Here is a 20,783-nt window from a genome sequence, read left to right on the forward strand (position 1 = left end):
TATCCGGGCCTCGTCGCGCTCCAGCAGCAGGACCGCCACGTCGTCGGTCAGTTCGCCGCCGTTCAGCTCCTGCACCTGCGTGACCGCGGCCTCCAGCAGGGCCTCGCCGCCGAGTCCCTGGTCCAGCCTGCCGTTGACCATCGCGACCATGCCGTCCTGGCCCAGCCGCTGGGTCCCTTCCTGCCCGACACGCCCTTCGATCAGCCCGTCGGTGTACATCATCAGGCTCCAGGAGCCGCCCAGCTCGACCTGGCGGCGCGGCCACCGGGCGTGCGGCAGCAGGCCGAGGGCCGGGCCGCCGTCCTCGTACGGGAGCAGGTGCGCCGCCCTGCCCTGGCGGGCGATCAGCGGCGCGGGGTGACCCGCGATGCACAGGCCCGCGCGGCGGCCGTCGGGGGCGATGTCGACGGTGCAGAGCGTCGCGAAGATCTCCTCGCTCTGCCGCTCGTGCTCCAGGACCTGCTGCAGCGTGGAGAGCAGGGCGTCGCCGCAGAGTCCGGCCAGCGTGAGTGCCCGCCAGGCGATACGCAGTTCGACGCCGAGCGCCGCCTCGTCGGGGCCGTGCCCGCAGACGTCACCGATCATCGCGTGGACCGTGCCGTCGGGTGTGCGGACCGTGTCGTAGAAGTCCCCGCCGAGCAGGGCACGGCTGCGGCCCGGCCGGTAGTGGGCGGCGAAGGCGAGGTCGGAGCCGTCGAGGAGCGGGGTGGGCAGCAGCCCGCGTTCCAGACGGGCGTTCTCCTGGGCGCGCATCCGGGACTCGGTCAGCTGGTGCTGGGCGATGTCCGCGCGTTTGCGCTCCACGGCGTACCGGATGGCGCGGCTGAGGAGGCGCCCGTCGAGCTCGTCGCGGAAGAGGTAGTCCTGTGCCCCGACGCGTACGGCCTCGGCGGCCCGCTCGGCGTCGTCCTCAGCCGTGAGGGCGAGGACGGCGTGGCGTGGTGCGATGCGCAGGATGTGCTTGAGGGCGGCGAGCTCGTCCGGGCGGCCGGTCCCGTCGTCACGGCCGTCGGCGCGTGCCCCGGTGGGCAGGGCTGCCGCCTCCAGGTCGAGGTCGAGCAGGATGCAGTCGACGTCGTCGGTGAGCAGCCGGCCGGCCTCGGTGAGGTTGCGGGCGGTGCGGACGCGGACCCGCGCCCCGGTGGTGGACGACAGCTCGGGGACGGCGAAGGTGCCCGCAGGGTCGTCCTCGATCACCAGGAGTGTGAGGTCGGCGCCATGAGTGGTCTCCGCAGCGGGAACGGCACGTTGCTGCGGTACGGGTACGGGCATCGGTTCGGGTTTCCTTCCCTCCCCCCGAGGGCGCGGCGGATCGACGAACGACGAACCGCCGACGGGGACGATAGCGGTCCGCGGCAGGGGAACGGAATGGTGCCCGGCGATCATCCTCTGTCATATGCGCGGCCATAAGCCGCGTCCCACCACGGATCCGGCGTGATGGGTGCGCGCGAATCGGACATGAGGTCATGACAAACATCACGCGCCCGACACGCGTTGCGCACATTCACCGAACCGGTCTCCGGCACTGGGTGCGGTGCGGATCACGTGGCGCCCGTCACGGGCCGTCATGTGCTGCCCGTCACGCGCCTACCGCCCCGCTCGGGGCTCCTACTTGTCCGGCCGGACCACGCCCAGGATCTGCATCGAGCCCGCGCCTGTCAGCGTGACGTGCCGACCGGGCCGGGGCGCGTGCACGATCGAGCCGTCGCCGACGTACATCCCGACATGACTGGCGTCGCTGTGGTAGATGATCAGGTCGCCGGGGCGCATGTCCTGGATGGGGATGCGGGGCAGCTGACGCCACTGCTCCTGGGAGGTCCGGGGGATCGGCTGCTTCGCCGCCGCCCAGGCCTGTGAGGTCAGCCCCGAGCAGTCGTACGAACCGGGGCCTTCGGCTCCCCATACGTACGGCTTGCCTATCTGGCCGGTCGCGAAGGCCACCGCCTGCTTGCCGGCGGCGCTCGCGTCGCGGTTGATGTCCTTGAGCGCGCCGGAGGAGAGCCAGGCGGCCTGCGCCGTGGACGCGGCGTCCTGTTCCAGCTGGAGGAGCCTGGCCCGCTCCTCCTCGGCCAGCTGCGATTCGAGCTTCTCCGCCGTCGCGATCTGCGCGTCGATGCTCTTCTTGGCCTTGGCCTGCTTGACGCGATTGGCCTCGATCTTCTCCCAGTTGAGGCTCGCGTCCTTCGTGTACGTCTCCAAGTCCTCCTGCGCCTGCTCCAGTTCGGTCAGCATGCCCTTGGTGGCCTGCTGGCCCTGCCTGGCCTGGTTGACGCCGTCCATGAAGAGGTCCGGATCGCCGCTCAGCACCAGCTGCGCGCCCGGGGGGAGTCCGCCGTTGCGGTACTGCTCGCGGGCCTGGGCGCCCGCCCTGTCCTTCAGTTCGGCGATCTCCGCCTGGCCGTCGGCGATCGCCTTGGTCAGCCGGACGATCTCGCTGGACTGCTTCTTCGCCTGCTCCTCGGCGAGGTTGTATGCGTCCGTGGCAGCCCCGGCCTTGCGGTAGAGGGTGTCGATCTCGTCGCGCACTTCCTCGAGGCTCTTCTTCGCGGCGGTGGGCGCGGTGGCTGTCGGGCCGGGCTCGGGTATCGGAGCGGCCATGGCCTGGACCGGCGCGGTCAGCAGGGCCAGAGCGCAGACCAAGGTGATCGCGGCAGTGGCACAGTGGCGTCGGTTCACAAGCTCCCCCTCCGGGCGAAAGGCAACGAAGGCCATATCGCGGACATGTGACTTACCGTCAGTAACATTTGTGTGACGACGCGATCGTGCCATGTTGTCCCGTAAAGCAACAGAGGTCCACGTCACCCTCCCCGTCACACAAGGGGACGAACGGTGATCCGCCGGTGTTCCCGGATCCGGCCGTGTCCCTCGATCGTTTCCGCGGGGCGCCACTCACCCCGTGGCGGGGCGCAGCGCGGACCAGCGCACCGTGATCTCGCCCTGCCGCCACCGCCGCACGCCGTCCGTCAGGGGCCAGTCGGCGGACACCGAGCGAGCCGTCGCGATCCAGCGCTGCCGTGCTCCCAGTGATGCGTACGGGGAGGCCGTGGCCCAGGCCCGGTCGAGGTCACGCAGGAAGGCGTGCACAGGCTCGCCCGGCACATTGCGGTGGATCAGTGCCTTCGGGAGGCGCTCGGCGAGGTCCGATGGGCGCTCCAGCGAGCCGAGCCGGGTCGCGAAGGTGACCGTGCGCGGACCTTCCGGGCCGAGAGCGACCCACACGTGCCGGCGGCCGATCTCGTCGCAGGTGCCCTCGACCAGCAGCCCTCCGGGGGCGAGCCGGGCGCAGAGCCGCTGCCAGACCGCGGCGACCTCGCCCTCGTCGTACTGGCGCAGCACGTTCGCGGCCCGGATGAGGGCCGGCCGGCCGGCTGTGGGGATCTCGAAGCCGCCGTGCACGAAGGTGAGGCCCTCACGCTCGTACGGCTGCGCCGCCGCGACCCGCGCGGGGTCGATCTCGACCCCCACGACAGCCGTGCGCGGCTCGGCGGTGCGCAGCCGTTCCAGCAGTTCGACGGCTGTCCAGGGCGCGGCGCCGTAGCCGAGGTCGACCGCGACGGGCGAGTCGCTGCGGCGCAGGGCGGGGCCGTGGGTGGCGGCGATCCAGCGGTCCATGCGGCGTAGCCGATTGGGGTTGGTCGTCCCGCGGGTCGCGGTGCCGATGGGGCGCTGGTGCATGGAAGGGAGCGTATGCGAAGCGGCGGCGGGCACATGTGGGAGCTGCGAGGCGCGTTCCGGCACGCCGGAGGGATCGCAATGATTTGGCAAAGTGGAAATGAAAGGCTGAGTTCCGCTGTTCTGGACCTTCGAAGGGGTCGTGTGCCCCGTACGTGTCATGCCCTGAGCGAGGAGGAGCGGACCCGTGAGCCAGTACGTCTCCCGGCTCGGCAGCAGCCGTGCGGCACCCCGTATCCGCTTCCCGGGCGGTTTCGCCGCACACCGCAAGCCGCGCCGTGTCGCGATGCTCTCCGTGCACACCTCTCCGCTGCACCAGCCCGGCACCGGCGACGCGGGTGGCATGAACGTCTACATCGTGGAGCTGGCCAGGCGCCTCGCCGCGATCGGCATCGAGGTCGAGATCTTCACCCGGGCCACCACCGGCGGGCTGCCCCCGACGGTCGAACTGGCGCCCGGAGTCCTCGTCCGTCACGTCGACGCCGGGCCGTACGAGGGTCTCGCCAAGGAGGAGCTGCCCGCCCAGCTCTGTGCCTTCACCCACGGCGTGATGCAGGCATGGGCAGGTCAGCGCCCCGGCTACTACGACCTGGTCCACTCCCACTACTGGCTCTCCGGCCAGGTCGGCTGGCTCGCCGCCCAGCGCTGGGGTGTCCCCCTCGTCCACGCCATGCACACCATGGCCAAGGTCAAGAACGCCGCGCTCGCCGAGGGCGACACCCCCGAACCCGCCGCGCGGGTCATCGGCGAGACACAGATCGTGCACGCCTCCGACCGGCTCATCGCGAACACCGCCGGTGAGGCCGACGAGCTCATCCGCTTCTACGACGCCGATCCGGCGTCGGTCGCCGTCGTGCACCCCGGGGTCAATCTGGACCGGTTCCGCCCCGGCGACGGCCGCGCCGCCGCGCGCGCCCGCCTCGGCCTGCCGCAGGACGCCCTGATCCCGCTGTTCGCGGGCCGTATCCAGCCGCTCAAGGCCCCGGACGTGCTGCTGCGCGCCGTCGCCGTGCTCCTGGACCGCGACCCCTCGCTGCGCTCACGCATCGTCGTACCCGTCGTCGGAGGACCCAGCGGCAGTGGGCTCGCCAAGCCGGAGGGCCTGCAGAAGCTGGCCGCGCGCCTGGGCATCGCCGACGTCGTGCGCTTCCACCCGCCGGTCGGCCAGGACCAGCTCGCGGACTGGTTCCGGGCGGCGTCCGTGCTGGTCATGCCCTCGTACAGCGAGTCCTTCGGGCTCGTCGCCATAGAGGCCCAGGCGGCCGGCACACCGGTGGTCGCGGCGGCCGTGGGCGGTCTTCCCGTCGCGGTGCGGGACGGCGTCAGCGGCTTCCTGATCCCCGGCCACGACCCGGAGGCGTACGCACAGGCGCTGGGCCGGTTCGCGGACAGCGCGGAGCTGGCGGGCCGGATGGGCGCGGCCGCGGCCGCCCACGCCCAGTCGTTCGGCTGGGACACGGCGGCGTCGGCCACCGCCGATGTGTACACGGCGGCGATACACGACCACCGCCGCCGCTCCCGCTCGTACCACGCCTGAGAATCGGGACCGGACCCACACCCCGGCGCGCTGTCATGCGCCCGCGCTCCGGCTGAGCACCCCGGCGCGTTGTCGTACGCTCGCACCATGGCTGACGTATCCGACGAGGCAGCAGCGGCGCAGGTCATCGAGGCGACGCTGAACGGCGCGGAGCTCGAATGGGAGAGCCCCGAGCCCGGAAACTACGTCGTGAAGCTGCCCGGCACGCGCAAGCTGTCCACGACCTGCTCCCTGATCGTGGGGCAGCACTCCCTCTCCCTCAACGCGTTCGTCATCCGTCACCCGGACGAGAACGACGCGGCCGTGCACCGCTGGCTCCTGGAGCACAACCTCCGTCTCTTCGGAGTCAGTTACGCCATCGACCAGCTCGGCGACATCTATCTCGTCGGCAGGCTCCCGCTCTCGGTCGTCACTCCCGACGAGCTCGACCGGCTGCTGGGCGCGGTTCTGGAGGCGGCGGACGGTGCCTTCAACCCGCTGCTCGAACTGGGCTTCGCGAGCGCGATCCGCAAGGAGTACGCCTGGCGTGTGGAGCGCGGCGAATCGACCCGCAACCTGGACGCCTTCACGCGTCTGACCGAGCGCCCGTCCTGAGACCGCGGCCGGCTACAGCTCGTCCAACGCCGCGACGAGCCGCGGCGCCACGGCCTGCCATGTCTCGGCAAGCACCTCGGGCCCGGAGTTCCGGGGCACGGTCTCGGTGAGCATGATCAGGTAGAGGTAGCTGCGACACAGGTTGAGCCGGCGCCGCAGGGACGGGGTGAACACGACCGGTGAGCCCGTGGCGGCCGCGTATCCGGCGAGGAAGTCCAGATCCGTCTCCGGGTCGCCGAAGAGGGACGTGGAGACGAGATCGGCGACCGGGTCCCCCCAGAACATCCGCTCGCCGTCGATGATCCCGCCGATGCGCCGGGCGCCGGGCTCCCCGGTCACCAGGAGATTCCCCTGCCACAGATCGAAGTGGACCAGCGCGGGCCGGGTCACCTCGTCCAGGACGTCCGATGCCCCGGCGAGCACCTCACGTATCCGGTCCACCGGGCGCGGCAGCCTCGCCCCGTACCGCTCGGCGTCCGCGAGCACGGCGTCGGTCATCGCGGTGAACGCCTCGCGCCAGGTGGGCGAGAGCGGGCCCAGCGGCTCACCGGGGTACCCGAACCCGCCGGGACCGGTGACGCCGTGCAGCCGGCCGACGATGCTCCCGAACTCGGTCCGCAGCGCGCGTGTCTCCACATCCGTCAGTGCACCGGAGACCGCGCTCCAGGGCCGCCCCGGGCGCGCGGTCATGACGACGTACGCCCCGCCGGGCGCCCCGGGGTCGAGTTCGCTGTGCACCACCTGCGGGATCGTGGCACCGCCCTCGGCGGCCGCGGCGCCGTAGAAGGTGATTTCGTTGACGAGCAGGCGGTGTTCGTAGCTCAGTCCGGGGGTGTGCGCCGGAGGGATCTTCACCACCCAGTCGCTTCCGTCCCCGAAGGTCACACGGGTGACGGTGTTGTACGTGCCCCCGGTGAGCGACTCGAGGGACGCGGGCTCGCCGGCCCCTACGGCTTCCAGTACGGCTGTTGTCGCGTCGATGGACACGGACGGGCCCTCCAGGGCTCAGCTGCGGGGTCGACCGCCCCACAGCGGCTTCACAGGGTGATCACGACGGAGTCACGATCACATCCCGTGACGCTCGGGGCGATCGTCGGACAGGTGTCCGATCGTAAAGTGTGTCGCACTGCGACAGCCCTCCCGTGCAGCCCCGAATTCCGCGCCGGGACAGAGCTGTTGCTCCTTCGGACGGAGAGTTGAACGAACCATGCGCGCCACCGCCGTACGCCGTACCGCCCTCGCCGCAGCCGTGGCGTCCCTGACCCTGCTCGCCACCGCCTGCAGCGGATCGGACTCCGACGCCAAGGGTGACGGCGGCGCATCGGGGGGCAAGGACGACGCCTCCACCAAGCCCACGGCGGTCAAGGCGCTGACGTCGGCCGAGCTGGAGAAGGTGTCGCTGGAGCAGGGTGACCTCGCGGGCCACAAGGTCACGAAGACCGGTCCGAAGGACATCGCCCAGGCCGACGAGGTCACCGTGGACAAGAAGGAGTGCGAGCCCATCGGCTACGCCTTCTACGGGGTGAAGCGCGGCGACCCGGTCGGGAACGCCGGGCGCAAGGTCGTCCAGGAGCCCAAGAAGGACGAGTCCGCCGACCCCGAGGACCTGCTCGCGGGCATGCTCGACGTGACGTCGTCGCTGGTCACACTCGCCTCGTACGACGACGACGGTGCGGCGAAGAGCCTCGCCGAGCTCCGCGAGTCCGCGGCCAAGTGCGCGACCGGTGGGTTCACCCTGTCCATGAAGGGTTCGAAGCAGAAGGTCACCAAGCTGACCGAGGAGAAGGCGACGGGCGGCGAGGAGGCCCTCGCCTGGCGGGTGCAGATGGGGGAGGGGGACGAGGCGGCTCCCTTCAAGCTCGTGAGCCTGCGTCAGGGCGGCACGGTCGCCACGTTCTTCTCCTTCAACCTCGGAAAGACGGGCGCGGACGCCGACTTCGCGCTCCCGACCGCGCTGATCGACGCGCAGGTCAAGAAGCTCGGCTGAGGCGCGCAGGTCAAGAAGCCCGGCCGGCAGGCCGGCGGCGAGAGGGCGGGGGCGGGCAGGCCGGCTCCCGCCTCTTCCGCGTCCGGGGGCGGGCGAGGACCACGGCGACGACGACCGTCAGCGCACCGGCGAGCTGAACCGGGGACAGGGTCTCGTCCAGGACGGCGTAACCGAGCGCCATCGCGGCGAGCGGTGACGCGAATCCGAGTACGGACACGGTCAGCGCGGGCAGCCGCTCCACTCCCCGGAACCACACCGCGTAGGCGAGCAGGGCTCCGACGAGACCGAGGTAGGCGAAGCCGGCGAGATTCCGTCCGTCGACCGACTGGGGCAGCCCCTCGCCGATCAGCGTGACCGGCAGCAGCAGGATCCCTCCGGAGGTCAACTGCCAGCCCGTGAACGTCAGAAGACCCACCCCGGGCGGACGGCCCCAGCGCTTGGTGAGCACGACGCCGGTCGCCATGCTCACCGCGCCCAGGAGCCCCGCGCCGACGCCCACCGCGTCCAGACCCGCACGGGGGGTCAGCGCCAGCAGGCCGACACCCGCGATCCCGAGGGCGCAGGCCGTGGCGTGCGTCATCGTGATCCGCTCCTTCAGCAGCAGCGCCGACAGGACGAGGACGACCGTCGGCTGCACGGCCATCACCAGGGCGGCCGCTCCGCCGGGCAGGTGGTAGGCGGCGACGAAGAGCAGATAGAGGAAGGCGCCGATGTTCAGCGTCCCGAGGACGGCGGCGCGCCACCACCAGTCGCCACGCGGCAGGGTCCGGCCGATGGCGAGCAGGATCAGACCCGCGGGCAGCGCCCGGACGGTCGCGGCCAGTAAGGGTCTGTCGGGAGGCAGCATTTCGGTGGTGACCAGGTAGGTGGAGCCCCAGACCAGGGGAGCGAGGGCGGTGAGCGCGGAGTCGGCCGCGATCCGGTCGCCCTTCACCGGGCACCGCCTTCCAGGCGCCCGTAGCGACCGGTGAACACCTGCCGGGACCGTGTCGGGCGGCCAGGACGAGCGCGAGTCTCCGCCGGCCTGCCCACCTGCAGCGGCGTCGCGAGGTGCAGGTCGCGCCAGGACCGCGCGGCGGCCACGACGGAGCGCGCCTGCCCGTTCCAGCTGGACGGGGCCTTCGGCGCCAGGTCCGGCAGCTCGGACAGTTGCCGGTCGGCGGCCGGGTCGGGCAGGCGGTGGCGGATGCTTCGGCGCGTACGGATCGTCTGCGACACGGTCATGGGGTCTGTGTCCTGCGTCATGGCCGGACCGTAACGCTTTTGCTTAGCGCTAAGCAAGTAGGTATCTCAACTCTAAGATAAAGATATGCTGGCCCCATGAGCGACCATGTGGACCGCGTACTGGCGCAGTGGGCGGAGCAGTGCCCCGGACTGGACTCCTCGTCGATGGGGGTGATCGGCCGCATCAAACGGCTCGCCCGGATCGTCGAGGCGGAACAGCGCGTGGTCTTCGGCGCGCACGACCTCGACGCCGCGGCGTTCGACGTCCTTGCCACGCTGCGGCGCAGCCCGGCGCCCCATCGGCTGACTCCCGCGGAGCTGATGCGGTCCGCCATGGTCACGTCCGGTGCGATCACCCAGCGGCTGGACCGGCTGGAGGAGCGGGAACTCGTCGTACGCACCCGCCGGCCGGAGGACGGCCGCAGCGTGCACGTCTCCCTCACGCAAGCGGGCAGGGAGCTGATCGACCGGGCGCTGGTGGACCACGTGGCCAACCAGAACCGCCTGTTGTCGGGCCTCACCGAAGAGCAGCGCGACCGGGTCGCGGACGACCTGCGCGGCCTGCTGGAGTCCCTCGGAGACAGCGACCGCCAGGTCAGGCTCGGATGACGGGCCGTCTCGGGGCGGGAGCGGGGCATGGGCCGGCGACGGTGGCGGACCGTCTCACGGCAAGCGGGCGAGCCCGACGGTGAGGGCGGGGCGCCTCACGGCAGCGGTACGAGCCTGACCACCGTGACCGTCAGCACGGACCCGGAGACGTAGTACAGGACGATGGCCCCGTACACCGTCGCCTCACGCCGGTCGCGTTCACGCTTCACGGCGGTCGAGGCGTGTCCGTAGGGATCCAGTCCCAGAGTGCGCGCCATCTCGTCCCGGAACGAGTCGCCGTCGCGCATCTTGGCCAGGGTGTCGTCGGCGGGCGGTGCGTAGGAGATGCGGAAGCTCAAGCGACGTTCCGCCTCTCGGCCTCGTCCTGCGCCAGCCGGTCCAGGATCTGTTCGGCCTCGGGGTCGGGTACGGATTCCAGCATCCAGTGCCGCATGACGGCCTGGATCTCGTGCACCCCGGCCTCGTTGATCGCGTGGTCGAACTCCTCGCGTCTCTCCTCGGGCAGAGCGGCACGGATCGCCGGAATGCTGTTGGGCACCTCGACCTCGGTGCCGCCGACGAAGGTCTTCAGAGACTCGCCCATGATCGCTCTCCCCGATCTCCCTGCTCTTCGCGCCCCGCCCGCCCTTACCGCCGGGGGTGTGTACCTGGGTAACGGGCAGGTGTGGAGGTCACGTTAGCGGGTGCCGCCCCGGCCGGACGACCTACTCCCCGCTGAGTCGGGCGAGGTGTACATCGAGCTCCGAGACCGTCCCGGCAGGGGTGAGCTCAGATCCCACCAACAGATCGCGGAGATCTCGTCGTTGGGCGCGAAGGCGCGCGGTCTGCGCGCCCTGCCCGTGAACAGGGCGCCGTACTCGCGCCGAGGCCCGGGCGCCAGCTCGAACCCCGCGTGGCCGACGAACCTCAGCTGGCCGTCCGGCTCCTGTCCGCTCTCTTCGAGCAGCTCGCGCACCGCTGCCCGGCGAGCGCTCTCGCCGGGCTCCAGAGTGCCGCCGGGAAGCTCCCAGGCTGCTCGGTACCGGTCGTGGACCATGAGGATCCTGCCCCTGTGCCAGAGGGCCGTCAGGGCTATGGGCATCGGTGCATCCCCGGGAGGTGGGTCCTCACCGCCGGACTCGAATGAGACCAGACGATTGCCGCGGCAGTCGACGGCGAGGGGCTCGGCGGTGTGCTCAGGCATGCCTGGATCCTTCCCCCGCTCGCAGGCACCGGAACAACGACCGCGACGGTCGGTGCGAACCCGGCGACGCTTCGGCGGGGCCGAACGCGCCTACGTGAGCGGCTGGCCGATTCCCAGCATGTTCCCCTCACTGTCGCGGAACCAGGCGCCGCGTTCACCCCTGGCGCCCTTGCTCGGGTAGTTCCCCTCGATCTCGGCGATGCCGTCCTGCGTACGGAGCTCCGGCAGGTCGACCGTCTCGAACACCACGCCGCGCCGCTTGAGTTCCGTGACGACCGCCTCGATGTCGTCGACCTGCCATCCCATCTGGGTGAATGTGCCGGGCGAGGCTCCCGTCGACCGGAACACGGCGAACTCCGAGTCCCCGCACCTGTAGAGCAGCCCGCCCGGCCGTTCGTCGACGGGCTCCAGGCCGAGCTTCTCGGAGTAGAAGCGCCGCGCCCGCTCCAGGTCCTGGGCCGGCAGCCTGGTCGCGGCGCTGCGCGCCCCGCCCAGAAGGTTTCTGTCGTTCGCGTCCATGCCTCAACTCTGCCGTGGACGACGGCCGGCCAGGGGGAGGAGACACAGGCGATTCCCGGCGGCGTGCGTGGGCGGCGAGGCCTGATCGATCCGGCGGCGGCCGGAGGCACAGGCCGACAGCAACGAGCCCCCACCCGCGGACACCTCACCGCGGCGCCGTTGCAGCATGCTAGGACGCGCCGTCGCGTTGCCCCCGCCCTGGAGCCCTGCGCGACCACCTGCGCATGAGGCTCGTTGGCGTGGGGTCGTAGTCAGCGTTTCGTGAAAGCTGGCGGAGGTGGGTGAACGCGTAGTCCCGTCCCGCTGCTGAATCCTCGCAGGTCTCTGTCCAGAGAAGGTCGAACGGCGGGCGGCCCATCTGAGAAGTGATTGCACCGCTCCAATCTCGCCAGGTGTCATCGGAAACCCAGCCCTGGGCGCGCAGGTTGGCTTGGTCCTCGCTGAGGCGGAAGTACAGCCGGATGGCCAACTCCTCCTCCTCCCGGAGTACGTGCCCGTCCAGGCCGCGGAGGGTGTGGGGAGACAGCCTGTCCAGCAATGACCAGTAGCGAGCCACGTAAACGTCCTCTACCTGGCGCACCCTCTGGGTGCGGACCTGCCAGATGGCGATGGCCGAGGTAATCAACGCAACTACAAGCGTGATGATCAGGGAAAGCTGCTCCATGCGTGTGATTGTGGCCGACAGCACGCCATACGCGTTGGCTCGTGATTTCTTCGTGACAGGTCGTTAGTCGGAGCGGCTTTGGGCTGGAGTCGCTTTGGGGCCATGGTCTTGGAGACTCGTCCCAAAGTGGCTGCCAGCCGCTAAAGCGGTGGAGCGCACGGCGAGCGGAGCGAGCCCGTCCTGGTTCCCTCTCATGGCCCACAGGCGCCCATCACAGCAAAGAGCCCCCGTCTCGCGGAAAATCCATAGGCAGGGGGCTGGTTCAGCTCTGCGTACTTCCTCTTGCCCTGGGTCTGGCGGGCCCGTCGTACGGTCCTGGTCAGGAGGGTGCTTGCCCCAACTGACCTGCGGCTTGGCTGTCGTGATTGGTCGTTGTCGGCCGTTGCTTTTCACCCTCGCCGAGGCTGGTGCTGCCTCCGCAGCGAGACCCCTGGTCCTGGCGGACTGGTTCAGACAAGCTGCTGCACATGAACTGGATGCCTCTGCTCTCCACGCTGGCTGGTGCCGTCATCGGCATCTCGGCCACTCTGATCGCGGATCGTAATCGGTGGCAGCGGGAGGGGGCCAGGCACGCGTTGGAGCTACGGCGCGAGGTGTACAGCGAGTTCGTTTCCGCCCTTAAGACCGCAGGTGAAGAGATACGCGCTGTCGCTTTGGGTGATCACATGTCCGACTCGGCGCGTGATGTCGCCGTGCGGGAAGCCTTCCGTGGCACCGGTATCTACACAGTAAGTGAGCGCCTCTGGCTCGTGGGTCCGCCCCAGGTCGTGGCGGCAGGTAACGAGGCGTTTCACAGCTGGCGGACGATACGTGACGCCTACGCCCGGGGGATAGCTGTCGGATCCGCCGAGGAAGCACCCCTCATCGTGCAACGGCGCACGGCCATGGCTCAGATGCGTCGCCGCATGCGTGAGGATCTAGGCATCGGGCCCCTCGAGATTGAGTGAGCATCACCCCCCCGCGGACGGCGCTATCAAGATGCCTGGACGCTGTGATCACACCGCCCCCCATGGTGAGCTCCCCACTTCGAGGGCCGCGAAAAGGAGCAGCCCTCTCGCCTGTGGGCACTCGGCAGGGTGTTGATGAGCATCACGGCTGTCAGCGAATACCTCCGCACTCCGACCCCGGGCTGACGCTGAGGTGTATGCGCACCTCATGCCGAGTAGCCGCGACCGGGCCCGGAAAGCACTCGGGCAGGCACTTCGGCCGCCGCAGGACTCGCCGCGCTGAGGTCCCAGCGAGGGCCCAGGCCGTGAAAATGCCCCCGCCCCGCGCCGTAAACGCAGGTCGGGGGCATGATCACGTTCTCTACTTCTTCTTGCCCTGGGTCTTGCGGTAGATCTCGGCGACCACGGTTTTTGCAGGTGGGGCCGCTGATCGACTCCGGGTGAGTAGTCGCCATTGGTCGTCATTGGGTGCCGTTGAGCAACCTCGGACGGCCCCGAGACGGCCCAGGCAGACAACCGTCGGCCTAGGAACTGATGGGCAACTCGCGAGCTCGCTGGCGCGCTTGGGCCCGCAGCTCCTTCAGACGGCTGTGATACGCGTTGTGGCGGTTTTGGTCGAGGTTCAGCGGGAGGTCGAGTCGGGAGATGAGTTGTGACTCCAGCTCCCACGGTCTGTCCTGCTCCATCCAGCACACTCGCGCGTTGTCTGCCATCCACTGGCTCAGGGTGGCTTCGCCTGCCTTGCCAAAGGTCATCCGCTTACCGCTGCCTACGCGGCGTAGTTCAAGTCCGAGCAGACACCCCAGAGTGAACCGCAGCGTCGAGCCGGCCGCGTTGCCCCGGTAGTGATAGCGCACCCGCTTGCGCAAGTTCTGGGTACTGGTCCGGTTCGCCATGTACCGCGGGGCTATCCCGACGTAGAGCAGGCGCCCAGCGTCCAAGTCCGGACGCGGTGGCTGCTTGAAGTGCCACCCGTAAACCCCTGCCGCCGCCGGGAGAGGGCTCGGGCGCACCAAGACCTCGTGTGCGGACCACAACCGGTCCGGACTGACGAGAGCGGTAGGTTCCACGAAGCCTCCAGGCACGGCATGGCTGATCGTCGCAGATTACTGGTAGCCGCTGAAAAGGTCCTGGCTCGCGTGCCTCGAACCTGCGCGTGGTTGGAATGGCAAGGGCGGGAACCCCAGGGGATTAGCCGGACGACGGCCCCTGTCGACCGCTGTTCACCGCAGGTAGTGGCGTGGCTTTGGCGCCGCTGCCTTCTGATCCGTAGCTCTAGCCGGACCGGTCAGCGAAGGCCATACCGGCCGTTAGGAGGTCCGGAGAGACGGTGGCGGGCGGGGGCAGTTGCTGTGGTTGCGGTACTCCGCTGCTGTACAGCAGCCCCAGCTACAGGTCGCCCATGCGGATGCACGTCACCCTGGGTATCGCTCAATCGTGGCCAGCGGATCAGACGGCGCAAGAACTTCCTCGTCAAGGCACCCGCCGCGCACAGCGCGGCGCGCGCGGACCGTCGCCCGGGCCTGCGCTCCTACCTACGCCCCGCTCCAGCCCGGCCGCCGTCCGCACGCCTGGCGGCTCGGGTTGATGAGCCCCAGCCTTACCGGTGCAACATCAGCGCGGCTCAGGTGCCGTTCAGGCGCGGCAACCGTCAAACGGCATGCGCAGCAAGGGAGGCCGCCGACTGCGGCCAGCGCGGGGTCCCAAAAAACGGGCAACGGCGAGGGAGAAGTGGTTCCTTAGGCCCGTCCATCCACCGGCTGCGATCAAGTTGGGCTAGGCGCCGTACCCCCGCTGTCCCGGATGGCCGGTGCGTGAGGCGACCGCACCAACGGAAATGGGCGGGCGGGGAGCGGCTGCTGCCGCGATGTGGCGCCAGCCGGTGAGGACGCTCCGCGTCGGCACTGATCTCGTTCTGGCTGATGAGCGTGTCATCTCAAAGCCCTGCCTGAGCTGCGAGAAGACGTATGGTCTCGCTCGATCATGCTCGACCCCAGCCCGGGCAGGCGAATTCACCTAAGAGGCTCCACCCGGACAGCATCCCTAGTTGAACCTGATGCCGAACAACCCGCCATTTTCATACTGGTCCGTAAATAGCGCACACTCATGAAAGTTCACATAAAAACCTTCATCCTGCGCCTTCTTTAGGTCATCCGAATTAAGGGTGACAATATATTGCATACCCTCACGTTCCGCCACATTCGCTGCAAGCGTCAGGGCGCTTGCCATCTGCCGGCCTTCCACGTCGGAATAGAGATGACTGTCGTGGACCAAGAAATCTGGCCCACGCCCGTTCCGCTTGGCTGTGACCGCCATCGTCAGGTCAAAGCAGAACAGAGCCATGCTCTTCACGCCCTGACTTCGATCACCGCCAATAGTTGGGACGAATGTGTATCCCGTTCTGGAAGGCTCAACACTGAGCGAAGCCGGTCGACCACTCCCGTAGATTTCATACGCATACGACGAGTAAAGCTGAGCAATATCATCGATTTGCGATCGACGATCATCGAGGTCCATGCTGAATCTGAGCTCCATTTCTGCAGAGCGCAGCTGGAGATGGCGATTCGCGTTCTCCCACTTATCAATGGTTTCACGACGCTGCTGAAGTTCACCGATGCGACTTCGAACCTGAACTAGTTCCAGTTGAAGTTCCTTATACGTTTCTAGGGCGCCTCCCGCCTCCAGAATACGCATTACTTCAGATCGTTCAGAATCGGCGCGACTCAGCTCTTCCCGTTTTACATTCAGAGACTCCAACAGCGTAGCGCGCTCGCTTTGCAGGTAGCGCCTTCTGTTTTCCACGACGGACATGTGGAAAGCCGCCACTTCATCGAAGCGCCGAATCACCCCATCAGGCAAAGTGATCTGCAGCTGGTCGTACATTTGCTGCACGTATGAGTGATCGGGTTGTGTTTCACTCTCCTGGGCGATTGAAGTGTCCACGTCGCCCAGACGACGCTCTTCCATCACCAGGGAGTCGTTAAGCTTCCTGATGATTCTGCTTAGCTCATCGGCCTTGGCCCGGTGCAGAGAATACTGATCAACGACTTTGAATTCAGAAATCTCTCGCTCCAGGTTCGCCACCTGGATGCTCAGCGTGCGGATTTGCGCTTCGATGTCTTGCGCTTTCCCAAGCGTCATGCCTAGCACTGGATCATTCGCAGCCTTACGGAGCTCCTTCAGGCTCTTCTCTGCGTTCGCAATATCCTTAGCTTGCTCAAGAAGGGAGAGGTCCAACCCAAAGAGGTAAGCCATCGCTGAATGCGAAGCAGATGCCGACTGCTTCCTGTGAACCTCTGTGGCTTTTTCGAAGGCACCATTGTGGACATCACGAAGATAGAATGCGAGCAAAGAGCGGAAGGATGGTTCGCTGGCGCTTCCAGACAAGGAAAAAAGCTGCTCACCGAGCCTCTGCCGCCAGATGGTATTTCGCATCGAAACGCCATCTACTTCGACATGCCCCGGATCTGAACCAGTCCGTCGAACCCTTACTACACCGCTTCCGAGCTCCAGCTCCGTTTCAAAATACGCGTCCGCAAGCTCGGGGCGCCTCAGGGGGTGGTCCGGTCGAGCGTCTGCCCCCAGCAAGAAATCTAGAACGCGAATGAAGCTGGACTTTCCGACAGCATTGCGGCTGTCCTGACGTCGAGCGGCAATTGTGCGCTTCGCCACTACGATATTGAGCCCTGGAGCGAACGAAGCGTTCTTGAAGTCGGGCAAGTCGCTCGTAAGGTTACGGAACACGATTCTCCCTCGTAAGCTCCCCTTCTCTGATTTCTACTGCACCTGTCGCGTAGAGAAGGTCAACCGACAGAGCGAACCACCAGAATGGGATCGCGGAGGGCATCGAATTCACTTCACGCCATTTCATTAGGCGCTGCCAAACCGCGCTAACAGTCCCAGGATGATCCAATTGAATCAAGATCTGGGCACCCACCGCGATCATCGCTTGGTCTGACGGGATGGCTTTGCTTGGCAACAGCATCAGCTACCTACCGGCGCTTCGAAGATCTCGCAAGTCTCAAAGAAGTGTGTGACAACCATCATTGCTGCGCTACGCTGCTGATTCAAATCCCCAAAGCCTTCACGACCAAAAGCTTCTTCGATCAAGTCGTCACAGAGCGCATGGAAAACGGCGTCAGAATCCTCAAGCCGCGCACGGTGGCCGTCGTACCTAGCCCTCAGGTTCTCAGAGACCTGAGCTTGTTCGCCCGGCGATGCTTGCGAGAAATAGAAGCGAACATGGCCCGTGTGGGCCGCGAAAGTCTTCAGGAAGTCGGAGACTTCAGTTCCGAATCGATTGTGTTCAATCTTTCCGAATGGAACCGCTACGACGTCGTCCTGATCAGCGGGCAGGCGAGTTCTCGCTAGCGATTCGACGCATCGTGCAATATACGACATCCCTGCAGGGTGCTCAGATGGAGGAGCTCCTAGAATCAGGGAAAGCCGCTCGCGCTCAATTTCCAGCCCCACACAGTTGTCCCAGAGAACCTGCGGAGGCCAGTTCTCTATCTTGACCGCCGAAGCTTTCTTACTCTTCCTCAGCTCCATGATGCCGGCTGCCGCCATGGTAGGCAGGCCCCCAGCATTGTTGTACACAAAGGCCCACCTTTCCATGTGCTCGCCCCAGTGCTGCTCGGCAGTCTCAAAGTCTGTTTTTATCTTGCTCGCGACATATTTATCGGTCGGGCTTGTCGCCCCGTAGCATGCCAACATGAGGCCATCGACCCAGCCATCACAGCCTTTATCTCCACGGCCGGACGGATCGATCTGCACGAAGTCAGAACCATGCTTCAGGTGCATTAGAGCAGTAACGAAATCCTGCCACTCGAAACCAGTCTTCCTGACGCACAGAGCCAGGTACTGGCTATGAAACCAGGCTCGATCTTGGTCCACTGACACTTTGCCCCCCGTCTACCGCAGCCCCAGTGACGTTTAACAGTACTCAAGCAGAGGCACCCGGCACAGTCGATCGACCGCCCGAACAACCTCCGGTACCCCCTGAAGTCAGCGGCCCATCCGAGGACAACCGGAGGCCTAAATAGGACAGGCACCTCCGTGACCTGCAGCTTCCCATAACCGGCTATCGGCCTCCGGAGCCGTGTGTGCTCCAAGCTGCTCCGCCAGGTTGGTCTGTTCGGCATACTCAGGCACCTGGACCGCGAACGCAGGGGGTGGGCGATGTACGGCCGGAGCGATGAGGCGTGGGACCAGTTGACCGGTGCCGGCATGAAGTTCCTCGTTGAGCGGGCGCAGCTCCGCAAGGTCACGACCTACACAGAGATGAACTCTGTGCTGGTTCAGCGGACCGGGCTCCCTGGCTTCGACTTCGAGCGGGCGGACGAGCGCGCTGCAATGGGCCACCTGCTCGGACTGATCGTCGAGCGTGACCACCCCGACAGCAAGCTCATGATCTCTGCCCTGGTGCACTACCTCGGCGCGAACGATGCCGGGCCCGGTTTCTATGCACTTGCTCAGCAGCTCGACCTGCTTCCTAAGGGCTCTTCTGCGATGGCGAAACTGGAGTTCTGGATCGGGCAGGTCAACTCTCTCCATGAGCTTCATGCCCGTTCGTAGATGTGAGGACGGTCAAGGCGCGTCTAGAGCGATCGCGGGAGAGAGCCTGACGCTCCGGCTGGACCCCGATGCTTGACATCCACAGCTGACATCCACAGCGGTGGATGGGGGCGGGCAGAGGCGGATTGGCCTGGGCTGGCCGGTCAGCGGGTTCTAGGCCCGAGAGGCCTACTGGGCAAACTCCTAAAGCGGTGCTCGGCCAGCCGTGGCCTACCTGTGGACTCGCCCCGCCTGATCTGCCGCCCGCAGAGCTGTGACCTGCTGCGCTGCCTGATACCCAAGCGGCCTCGGGAGCTGTGTGCTACTCAGTCGGCAAGCCAGAAGACAGCACCGAAGAAAAGGCAGCGTGGTCCACGCAGACCGCCCACCAGCTCTCGCGGACAGCGACCATGACACTAACGCTCCACATAGCAGGCGCGGAGCAAGGTGCAGCCCAGGAGCACTCATACCGTGCCGATGCTGTGTCCACGCGGTGGCGGTCTTCAGCCCACGGGCCCAACCACTGAAATTTCCCGCCTCACATAGAAGCCAGCGTTCGACCCGCATCGCTACGTACGTGCCAGAAGTCTGCGATCAAGTCATCGAAGCAGGAGTATCTAACTGCGTGACAGCGCCGACGAATACCAGCGGGCGAGCGCGAGCGCCTAGCGGGCCATCAGGCCAGGTGAGAGCCACACCAGCCCAAGCCACCAGCCCCACTCGAGTTGCTTCGGGACGAAGCGGTCTCGGCTCCAGCAGGGAGTCTGTGGGCCATGCGTGGGCCAGCGCTCCTGGTGTTGCCAGGGCTTGACACATTGGTGCAGATCAGAGCGCGGCGTTCCCTGAACTCGGGACGGTCTTGAAAACCGTCGTGGCAGCGATGTCACCGTGGGTTCAAATCCCACACCCACCGCAGGCGAGAGGCCCCTGACCAGTACGTATGGTCGGGGGCCTTTGCCATGCCTGCTCCCCGCCGGGCACCGCTGTTCCCCCTGGTTTCCCGCTCTGTCGGGCACGGAAGGGGCACGCATGGGGCACGGGCTGGGGCACGGCTTTGGAGTTGCCGGGGCCAGCTCGTCAGCGGTTGATCGGGATCTCGTAGACGATCTCGCAGTGCGCTGCGGGCACCACGATGTCCGCTGTCTCCACGGGGCGGCCGTCGTCGCTGTAGTACGTCCGCCGGATGTGCGTCACGAGTGCGGCTTTCTGGATGCCGAGTAGCGATGCTTCCTCGGCGGTCGCGTGCCTGGGTTCGGGCTGCTCCACCGCGTGGCTGATGGTGACTCCGATCGCTGCCATGCGGTTCACGACCCCGGCCCCCGCGTGGGGCCCTCCCTCGGGAAGAACGACGAGGGTGCCGCCAGTGACGGCGTACGGCTCCCAACTCGTCGACAACTGGACCGGCTTCCCGTCCGCAAGGAACTCGTATGTCGTGCGGACGCACGGCTCGCCTTCGGCGATACCGAGCCGTGTCGCGATCTCCGCCGGGGCCGGCACCTTGGCGTCGGTCCGGCTCTCCCAGTCGCTCTGTCGGCGAAGGGCCTTCATGTCCTGGCGGAACGGGGACCCGCTGGGCTGCTCGCGTGCCGACGACCGGACGACTCTCACGCGCTCCCGGGGCTCGGCGACGTAGGTGCCCGATCCGGCCCGGCCTTCCAGCACTCCTTGGGAGATCAGCAACTCCTGTGCCCTGCGAACAACGTTCTCGCCCACGCCGCACTCCTGGCCGATCTGGGCGCGGGATGGGAGGCGGTCGCCCGGTTCCCAGACGTGCTCCGCGATGCGCTGCCGGAGTTCGTCGGCGATGCGGAGGTACGGCGGTTGCTCAGACATATGGAAAATCTAGTCCACTAGCTCTAATCTAGTTAACTAGCTTCACTGAAAGTGTTCGCTGGCAACGGAGGGTGCGCTGTGTCCGCTTCGGAAGTGACCGCGGCGGCTATCGCCGCCCGCTTGTCTGCCGCTGGCCTCCACCCGCGCGTGGAGGAGGACACCCGGTTCACGACGGTCGAGGCAGAGGTACCGGACACGCTCTCCGCCGACTCATGGCGGGAGGTCCTGGACGCGGTGGCCGATGCCGATCGATTCGGGCTCGTGGCCACCAGCTTAAACGGCCGCACCTTATGGGCGGTCGTACGCAAAACGGTCCCCACGACAGGCGACGTCGGGGGACCGGGCTATCAGCGATAGGAGCTGAACAGCATGCTCAACCGTATCCGCCATGCCATCTCGCGCACCAGAGTGCGGTGCTTCCCTAACGGCCGCCACCGCCGCCTCTTAACGCCCTCCCG

General features: G+C 67.2%; 24 protein-coding genes, 1 tRNA gene and 1 pseudogene. 10 read left to right on the plus strand and 16 right to left on the minus strand.

All coding sequences use genetic code 11. The features are described from left to right. From ACFWFI_RS19575 to ACFWFI_RS19585, 3 genes are all read right to left on the minus strand, one after another. A partial coding sequence (locus ACFWFI_RS19575) for a PP2C family protein-serine/threonine phosphatase (RefSeq protein ID WP_387391591.1) occupies nucleotides 1–1,272 on the minus strand: 1,272 nt, incomplete at its 3' end. Between the two features lie 336 nt (nucleotides 1,273–1,608). Then, nucleotides 1,609–2,676, minus strand: a complete 1,068-nt coding sequence (locus tag ACFWFI_RS19580; protein WP_387391594.1) for a C40 family peptidase — start codon at nucleotides 2,674–2,676, stop codon at nucleotides 1,609–1,611. Between the two features lie 213 nt (nucleotides 2,677–2,889). After that, the gene (locus ACFWFI_RS19585; RefSeq protein ID WP_387391597.1) at nucleotides 2,890–3,675 is read right to left on the minus strand and encodes a class I SAM-dependent methyltransferase; all 786 of its coding nucleotides are present in this window, start codon (nucleotides 3,673–3,675) and stop codon (nucleotides 2,890–2,892) included. Between the two features lie 184 nt (nucleotides 3,676–3,859). Between ACFWFI_RS19585 and mshA the strand changes: the two genes are divergently transcribed. Both mshA and ACFWFI_RS19595 read left to right on the plus strand, forming a co-directional pair. Beyond that, a complete protein-coding gene (mshA, locus tag ACFWFI_RS19590) occupies nucleotides 3,860–5,209 on the plus strand; it encodes a D-inositol-3-phosphate glycosyltransferase (RefSeq protein ID WP_387391600.1) in 1,350 nt (449 codons plus the stop codon). An 87-nt stretch (nucleotides 5,210–5,296) separates the two neighbouring features. Further along, a complete protein-coding gene (locus tag ACFWFI_RS19595) occupies nucleotides 5,297–5,803 on the plus strand; it encodes a type III secretion system chaperone family protein (RefSeq protein ID WP_387391603.1) in 507 nt (168 codons plus the stop codon). 12 nt (nucleotides 5,804–5,815) lie between these two features. On the opposite strand, the gene ACFWFI_RS19600 is transcribed toward ACFWFI_RS19595, so the two are convergent. Then, nucleotides 5,816–6,790 carry a phosphotransferase family protein gene (locus ACFWFI_RS19600; RefSeq protein WP_387391606.1) on the minus strand — a complete coding sequence of 325 codons (975 nt, stop codon included), beginning with the start codon at nucleotides 6,788–6,790 and terminating at the stop codon, nucleotides 5,816–5,818. Between the two features lie 220 nt (nucleotides 6,791–7,010). On the opposite strand from ACFWFI_RS19600, the gene ACFWFI_RS19605 reads away from it, so the two are divergent. Then, complete coding sequence (locus ACFWFI_RS19605; RefSeq protein ID WP_387391609.1) at nucleotides 7,011–7,790, plus strand: hypothetical protein; 780 nt, start codon at nucleotides 7,011–7,013, stop codon at nucleotides 7,788–7,790. 10 nt (nucleotides 7,791–7,800) lie between these two features. Here ACFWFI_RS19605 and ACFWFI_RS19610 read toward each other — a convergent pair whose 3' ends face one another. Beyond that, nucleotides 7,801–8,724, minus strand: coding sequence for an EamA family transporter (locus ACFWFI_RS19610; RefSeq protein ID WP_387391612.1), 924 nt, complete (start codon nucleotides 8,722–8,724; stop codon nucleotides 7,801–7,803). Beyond that, a complete protein-coding gene (locus tag ACFWFI_RS19615; RefSeq protein ID WP_387391615.1) occupies nucleotides 8,721–9,035 on the minus strand; it encodes a nitroreductase family protein in 315 nt (104 codons plus the stop codon). Before ACFWFI_RS19615 ends, ACFWFI_RS19610 begins: the two co-directional genes overlap by 4 nt. Nucleotides 9,036–9,110: 75 nt before the next feature. On the opposite strand from ACFWFI_RS19615, the gene ACFWFI_RS19620 reads away from it, so the two are divergent. Beyond that, a complete protein-coding gene (locus tag ACFWFI_RS19620; protein ID WP_387391618.1) occupies nucleotides 9,111–9,623 on the plus strand; it encodes a MarR family winged helix-turn-helix transcriptional regulator in 513 nt (170 codons plus the stop codon). 95 nt (nucleotides 9,624–9,718) lie between these two features. On the opposite strand, the gene ACFWFI_RS19625 is transcribed toward ACFWFI_RS19620, so the two are convergent. The 5 genes from ACFWFI_RS19625 to ACFWFI_RS19645 form a co-directional block, all read right to left on the minus strand. Then, the gene (locus ACFWFI_RS19625) at nucleotides 9,719–9,961 is read right to left on the minus strand and encodes a hypothetical protein (RefSeq protein ID WP_099174141.1); all 243 of its coding nucleotides are present in this window, start codon (nucleotides 9,959–9,961) and stop codon (nucleotides 9,719–9,721) included. Then, the gene (locus tag ACFWFI_RS19630) at nucleotides 9,958–10,206 is read right to left on the minus strand and encodes a hypothetical protein (RefSeq protein WP_031093484.1); all 249 of its coding nucleotides are present in this window, start codon (nucleotides 10,204–10,206) and stop codon (nucleotides 9,958–9,960) included. Before ACFWFI_RS19630 ends, ACFWFI_RS19625 begins: the two co-directional genes overlap by 4 nt. A gap of 93 nt (nucleotides 10,207–10,299) precedes the next feature. Further along, the gene (locus tag ACFWFI_RS19635; protein WP_387391623.1) at nucleotides 10,300–10,806 is read right to left on the minus strand and encodes an NUDIX hydrolase; all 507 of its coding nucleotides are present in this window, start codon (nucleotides 10,804–10,806) and stop codon (nucleotides 10,300–10,302) included. A 90-nt stretch (nucleotides 10,807–10,896) separates the two neighbouring features. Then, nucleotides 10,897–11,325, minus strand: a complete 429-nt coding sequence (locus ACFWFI_RS19640) for a VOC family protein (protein WP_387391626.1) — start codon at nucleotides 11,323–11,325, stop codon at nucleotides 10,897–10,899. 169 nt (nucleotides 11,326–11,494) lie between these two features. Next, on the minus strand, nucleotides 11,495–11,989 hold the full coding sequence (locus ACFWFI_RS19645; protein ID WP_387391629.1) for a hypothetical protein: 495 nt from the start codon (nucleotides 11,987–11,989) through the stop codon (nucleotides 11,495–11,497). A 467-nt stretch (nucleotides 11,990–12,456) separates the two neighbouring features. Between ACFWFI_RS19645 and ACFWFI_RS19650 the strand changes: the two genes are divergently transcribed. Continuing rightward, on the plus strand, nucleotides 12,457–12,936 hold the full coding sequence (locus ACFWFI_RS19650; RefSeq protein ID WP_387391632.1) for a hypothetical protein: 480 nt from the start codon (nucleotides 12,457–12,459) through the stop codon (nucleotides 12,934–12,936). Between the two features lie 138 nt (nucleotides 12,937–13,074). Further along, nucleotides 13,075–13,219 (plus strand): annotated as a pseudogene (locus ACFWFI_RS19655) (site-specific integrase); the annotation flags it as partial. Nucleotides 13,220–13,460: 241 nt separating this feature from the next. Here ACFWFI_RS19655 and ACFWFI_RS19660 read toward each other — a convergent pair. The 4 genes from ACFWFI_RS19660 to ACFWFI_RS19675 all read right to left on the minus strand — a co-directional run bounded on the left by ACFWFI_RS19660 (nucleotide 13,461) and on the right by ACFWFI_RS19675 (nucleotide 17,838). Beyond that, a complete protein-coding gene (locus ACFWFI_RS19660) occupies nucleotides 13,461–13,832 on the minus strand; it encodes a GIY-YIG nuclease family protein (protein ID WP_387391635.1) in 372 nt (123 codons plus the stop codon). 1,147 nt (nucleotides 13,833–14,979) lie between these two features. Then, on the minus strand, nucleotides 14,980–16,680 hold the full coding sequence (locus ACFWFI_RS19665) for an ABC-three component system protein (protein ID WP_387391638.1): 1,701 nt from the start codon (nucleotides 16,678–16,680) through the stop codon (nucleotides 14,980–14,982). After that, complete coding sequence (locus ACFWFI_RS19670) at nucleotides 16,670–16,921, minus strand: ABC-three component system middle component 6 (RefSeq protein ID WP_387391641.1); 252 nt, start codon at nucleotides 16,919–16,921, stop codon at nucleotides 16,670–16,672. Before ACFWFI_RS19670 ends, ACFWFI_RS19665 begins: the two co-directional genes overlap by 11 nt. Continuing rightward, the gene (locus ACFWFI_RS19675; RefSeq protein ID WP_387391644.1) at nucleotides 16,921–17,838 is read right to left on the minus strand and encodes an ABC-three component system protein; all 918 of its coding nucleotides are present in this window, start codon (nucleotides 17,836–17,838) and stop codon (nucleotides 16,921–16,923) included. The genes ACFWFI_RS19670 and ACFWFI_RS19675 overlap by 1 nt, the downstream gene beginning before the upstream one ends. A gap of 201 nt (nucleotides 17,839–18,039) precedes the next feature. Between ACFWFI_RS19675 and ACFWFI_RS19680 the strand changes: the two genes are divergently transcribed. The 3 genes from ACFWFI_RS19680 (at nucleotide 18,040) to ACFWFI_RS19690 (ending at nucleotide 19,580) form a co-directional block, all read left to right on the plus strand. Continuing rightward, nucleotides 18,040–18,513 (plus strand): hypothetical protein, encoded by a 474-nt coding sequence (locus ACFWFI_RS19680; protein ID WP_387391647.1) that lies wholly within the window; start codon nucleotides 18,040–18,042, stop codon nucleotides 18,511–18,513. Between the two features lie 810 nt (nucleotides 18,514–19,323). Continuing rightward, nucleotides 19,324–19,408: transfer RNA gene (locus ACFWFI_RS19685), tRNA-Ser, on the plus strand. Between the two features lie 43 nt (nucleotides 19,409–19,451). Continuing rightward, a complete protein-coding gene (locus ACFWFI_RS19690) occupies nucleotides 19,452–19,580 on the plus strand; it encodes a phage DNA packaging protein J (protein ID WP_387391650.1) in 129 nt (42 codons plus the stop codon). Here ACFWFI_RS19690 and ACFWFI_RS19695 read toward each other — a convergent pair. Then, nucleotides 19,570–20,325: a GntR family transcriptional regulator gene (locus ACFWFI_RS19695; RefSeq protein ID WP_387391653.1), complete on the minus strand. Its 756-nt coding sequence runs from the start codon at nucleotides 20,323–20,325 to the stop codon at nucleotides 19,570–19,572. The genes ACFWFI_RS19690 and ACFWFI_RS19695 overlap by 11 nt on opposite strands. Before the next feature lie 78 nt (nucleotides 20,326–20,403). Between ACFWFI_RS19695 and ACFWFI_RS19700 the strand changes: the two genes are divergently transcribed. Then, nucleotides 20,404–20,682 carry a hypothetical protein gene (locus ACFWFI_RS19700; protein WP_387391656.1) on the plus strand — a complete coding sequence of 93 codons (279 nt, stop codon included), beginning with the start codon at nucleotides 20,404–20,406 and terminating at the stop codon, nucleotides 20,680–20,682. The last annotated feature ends 101 nt before the right edge of the window (nucleotides 20,683–20,783 follow it).

It is taken from the genome of Streptomyces sp. NPDC060209 (genome assembly GCF_042728155.1).
Taxonomy (GTDB): domain Bacteria; phylum Actinomycetota; class Actinomycetes; order Streptomycetales; family Streptomycetaceae; genus Streptomyces.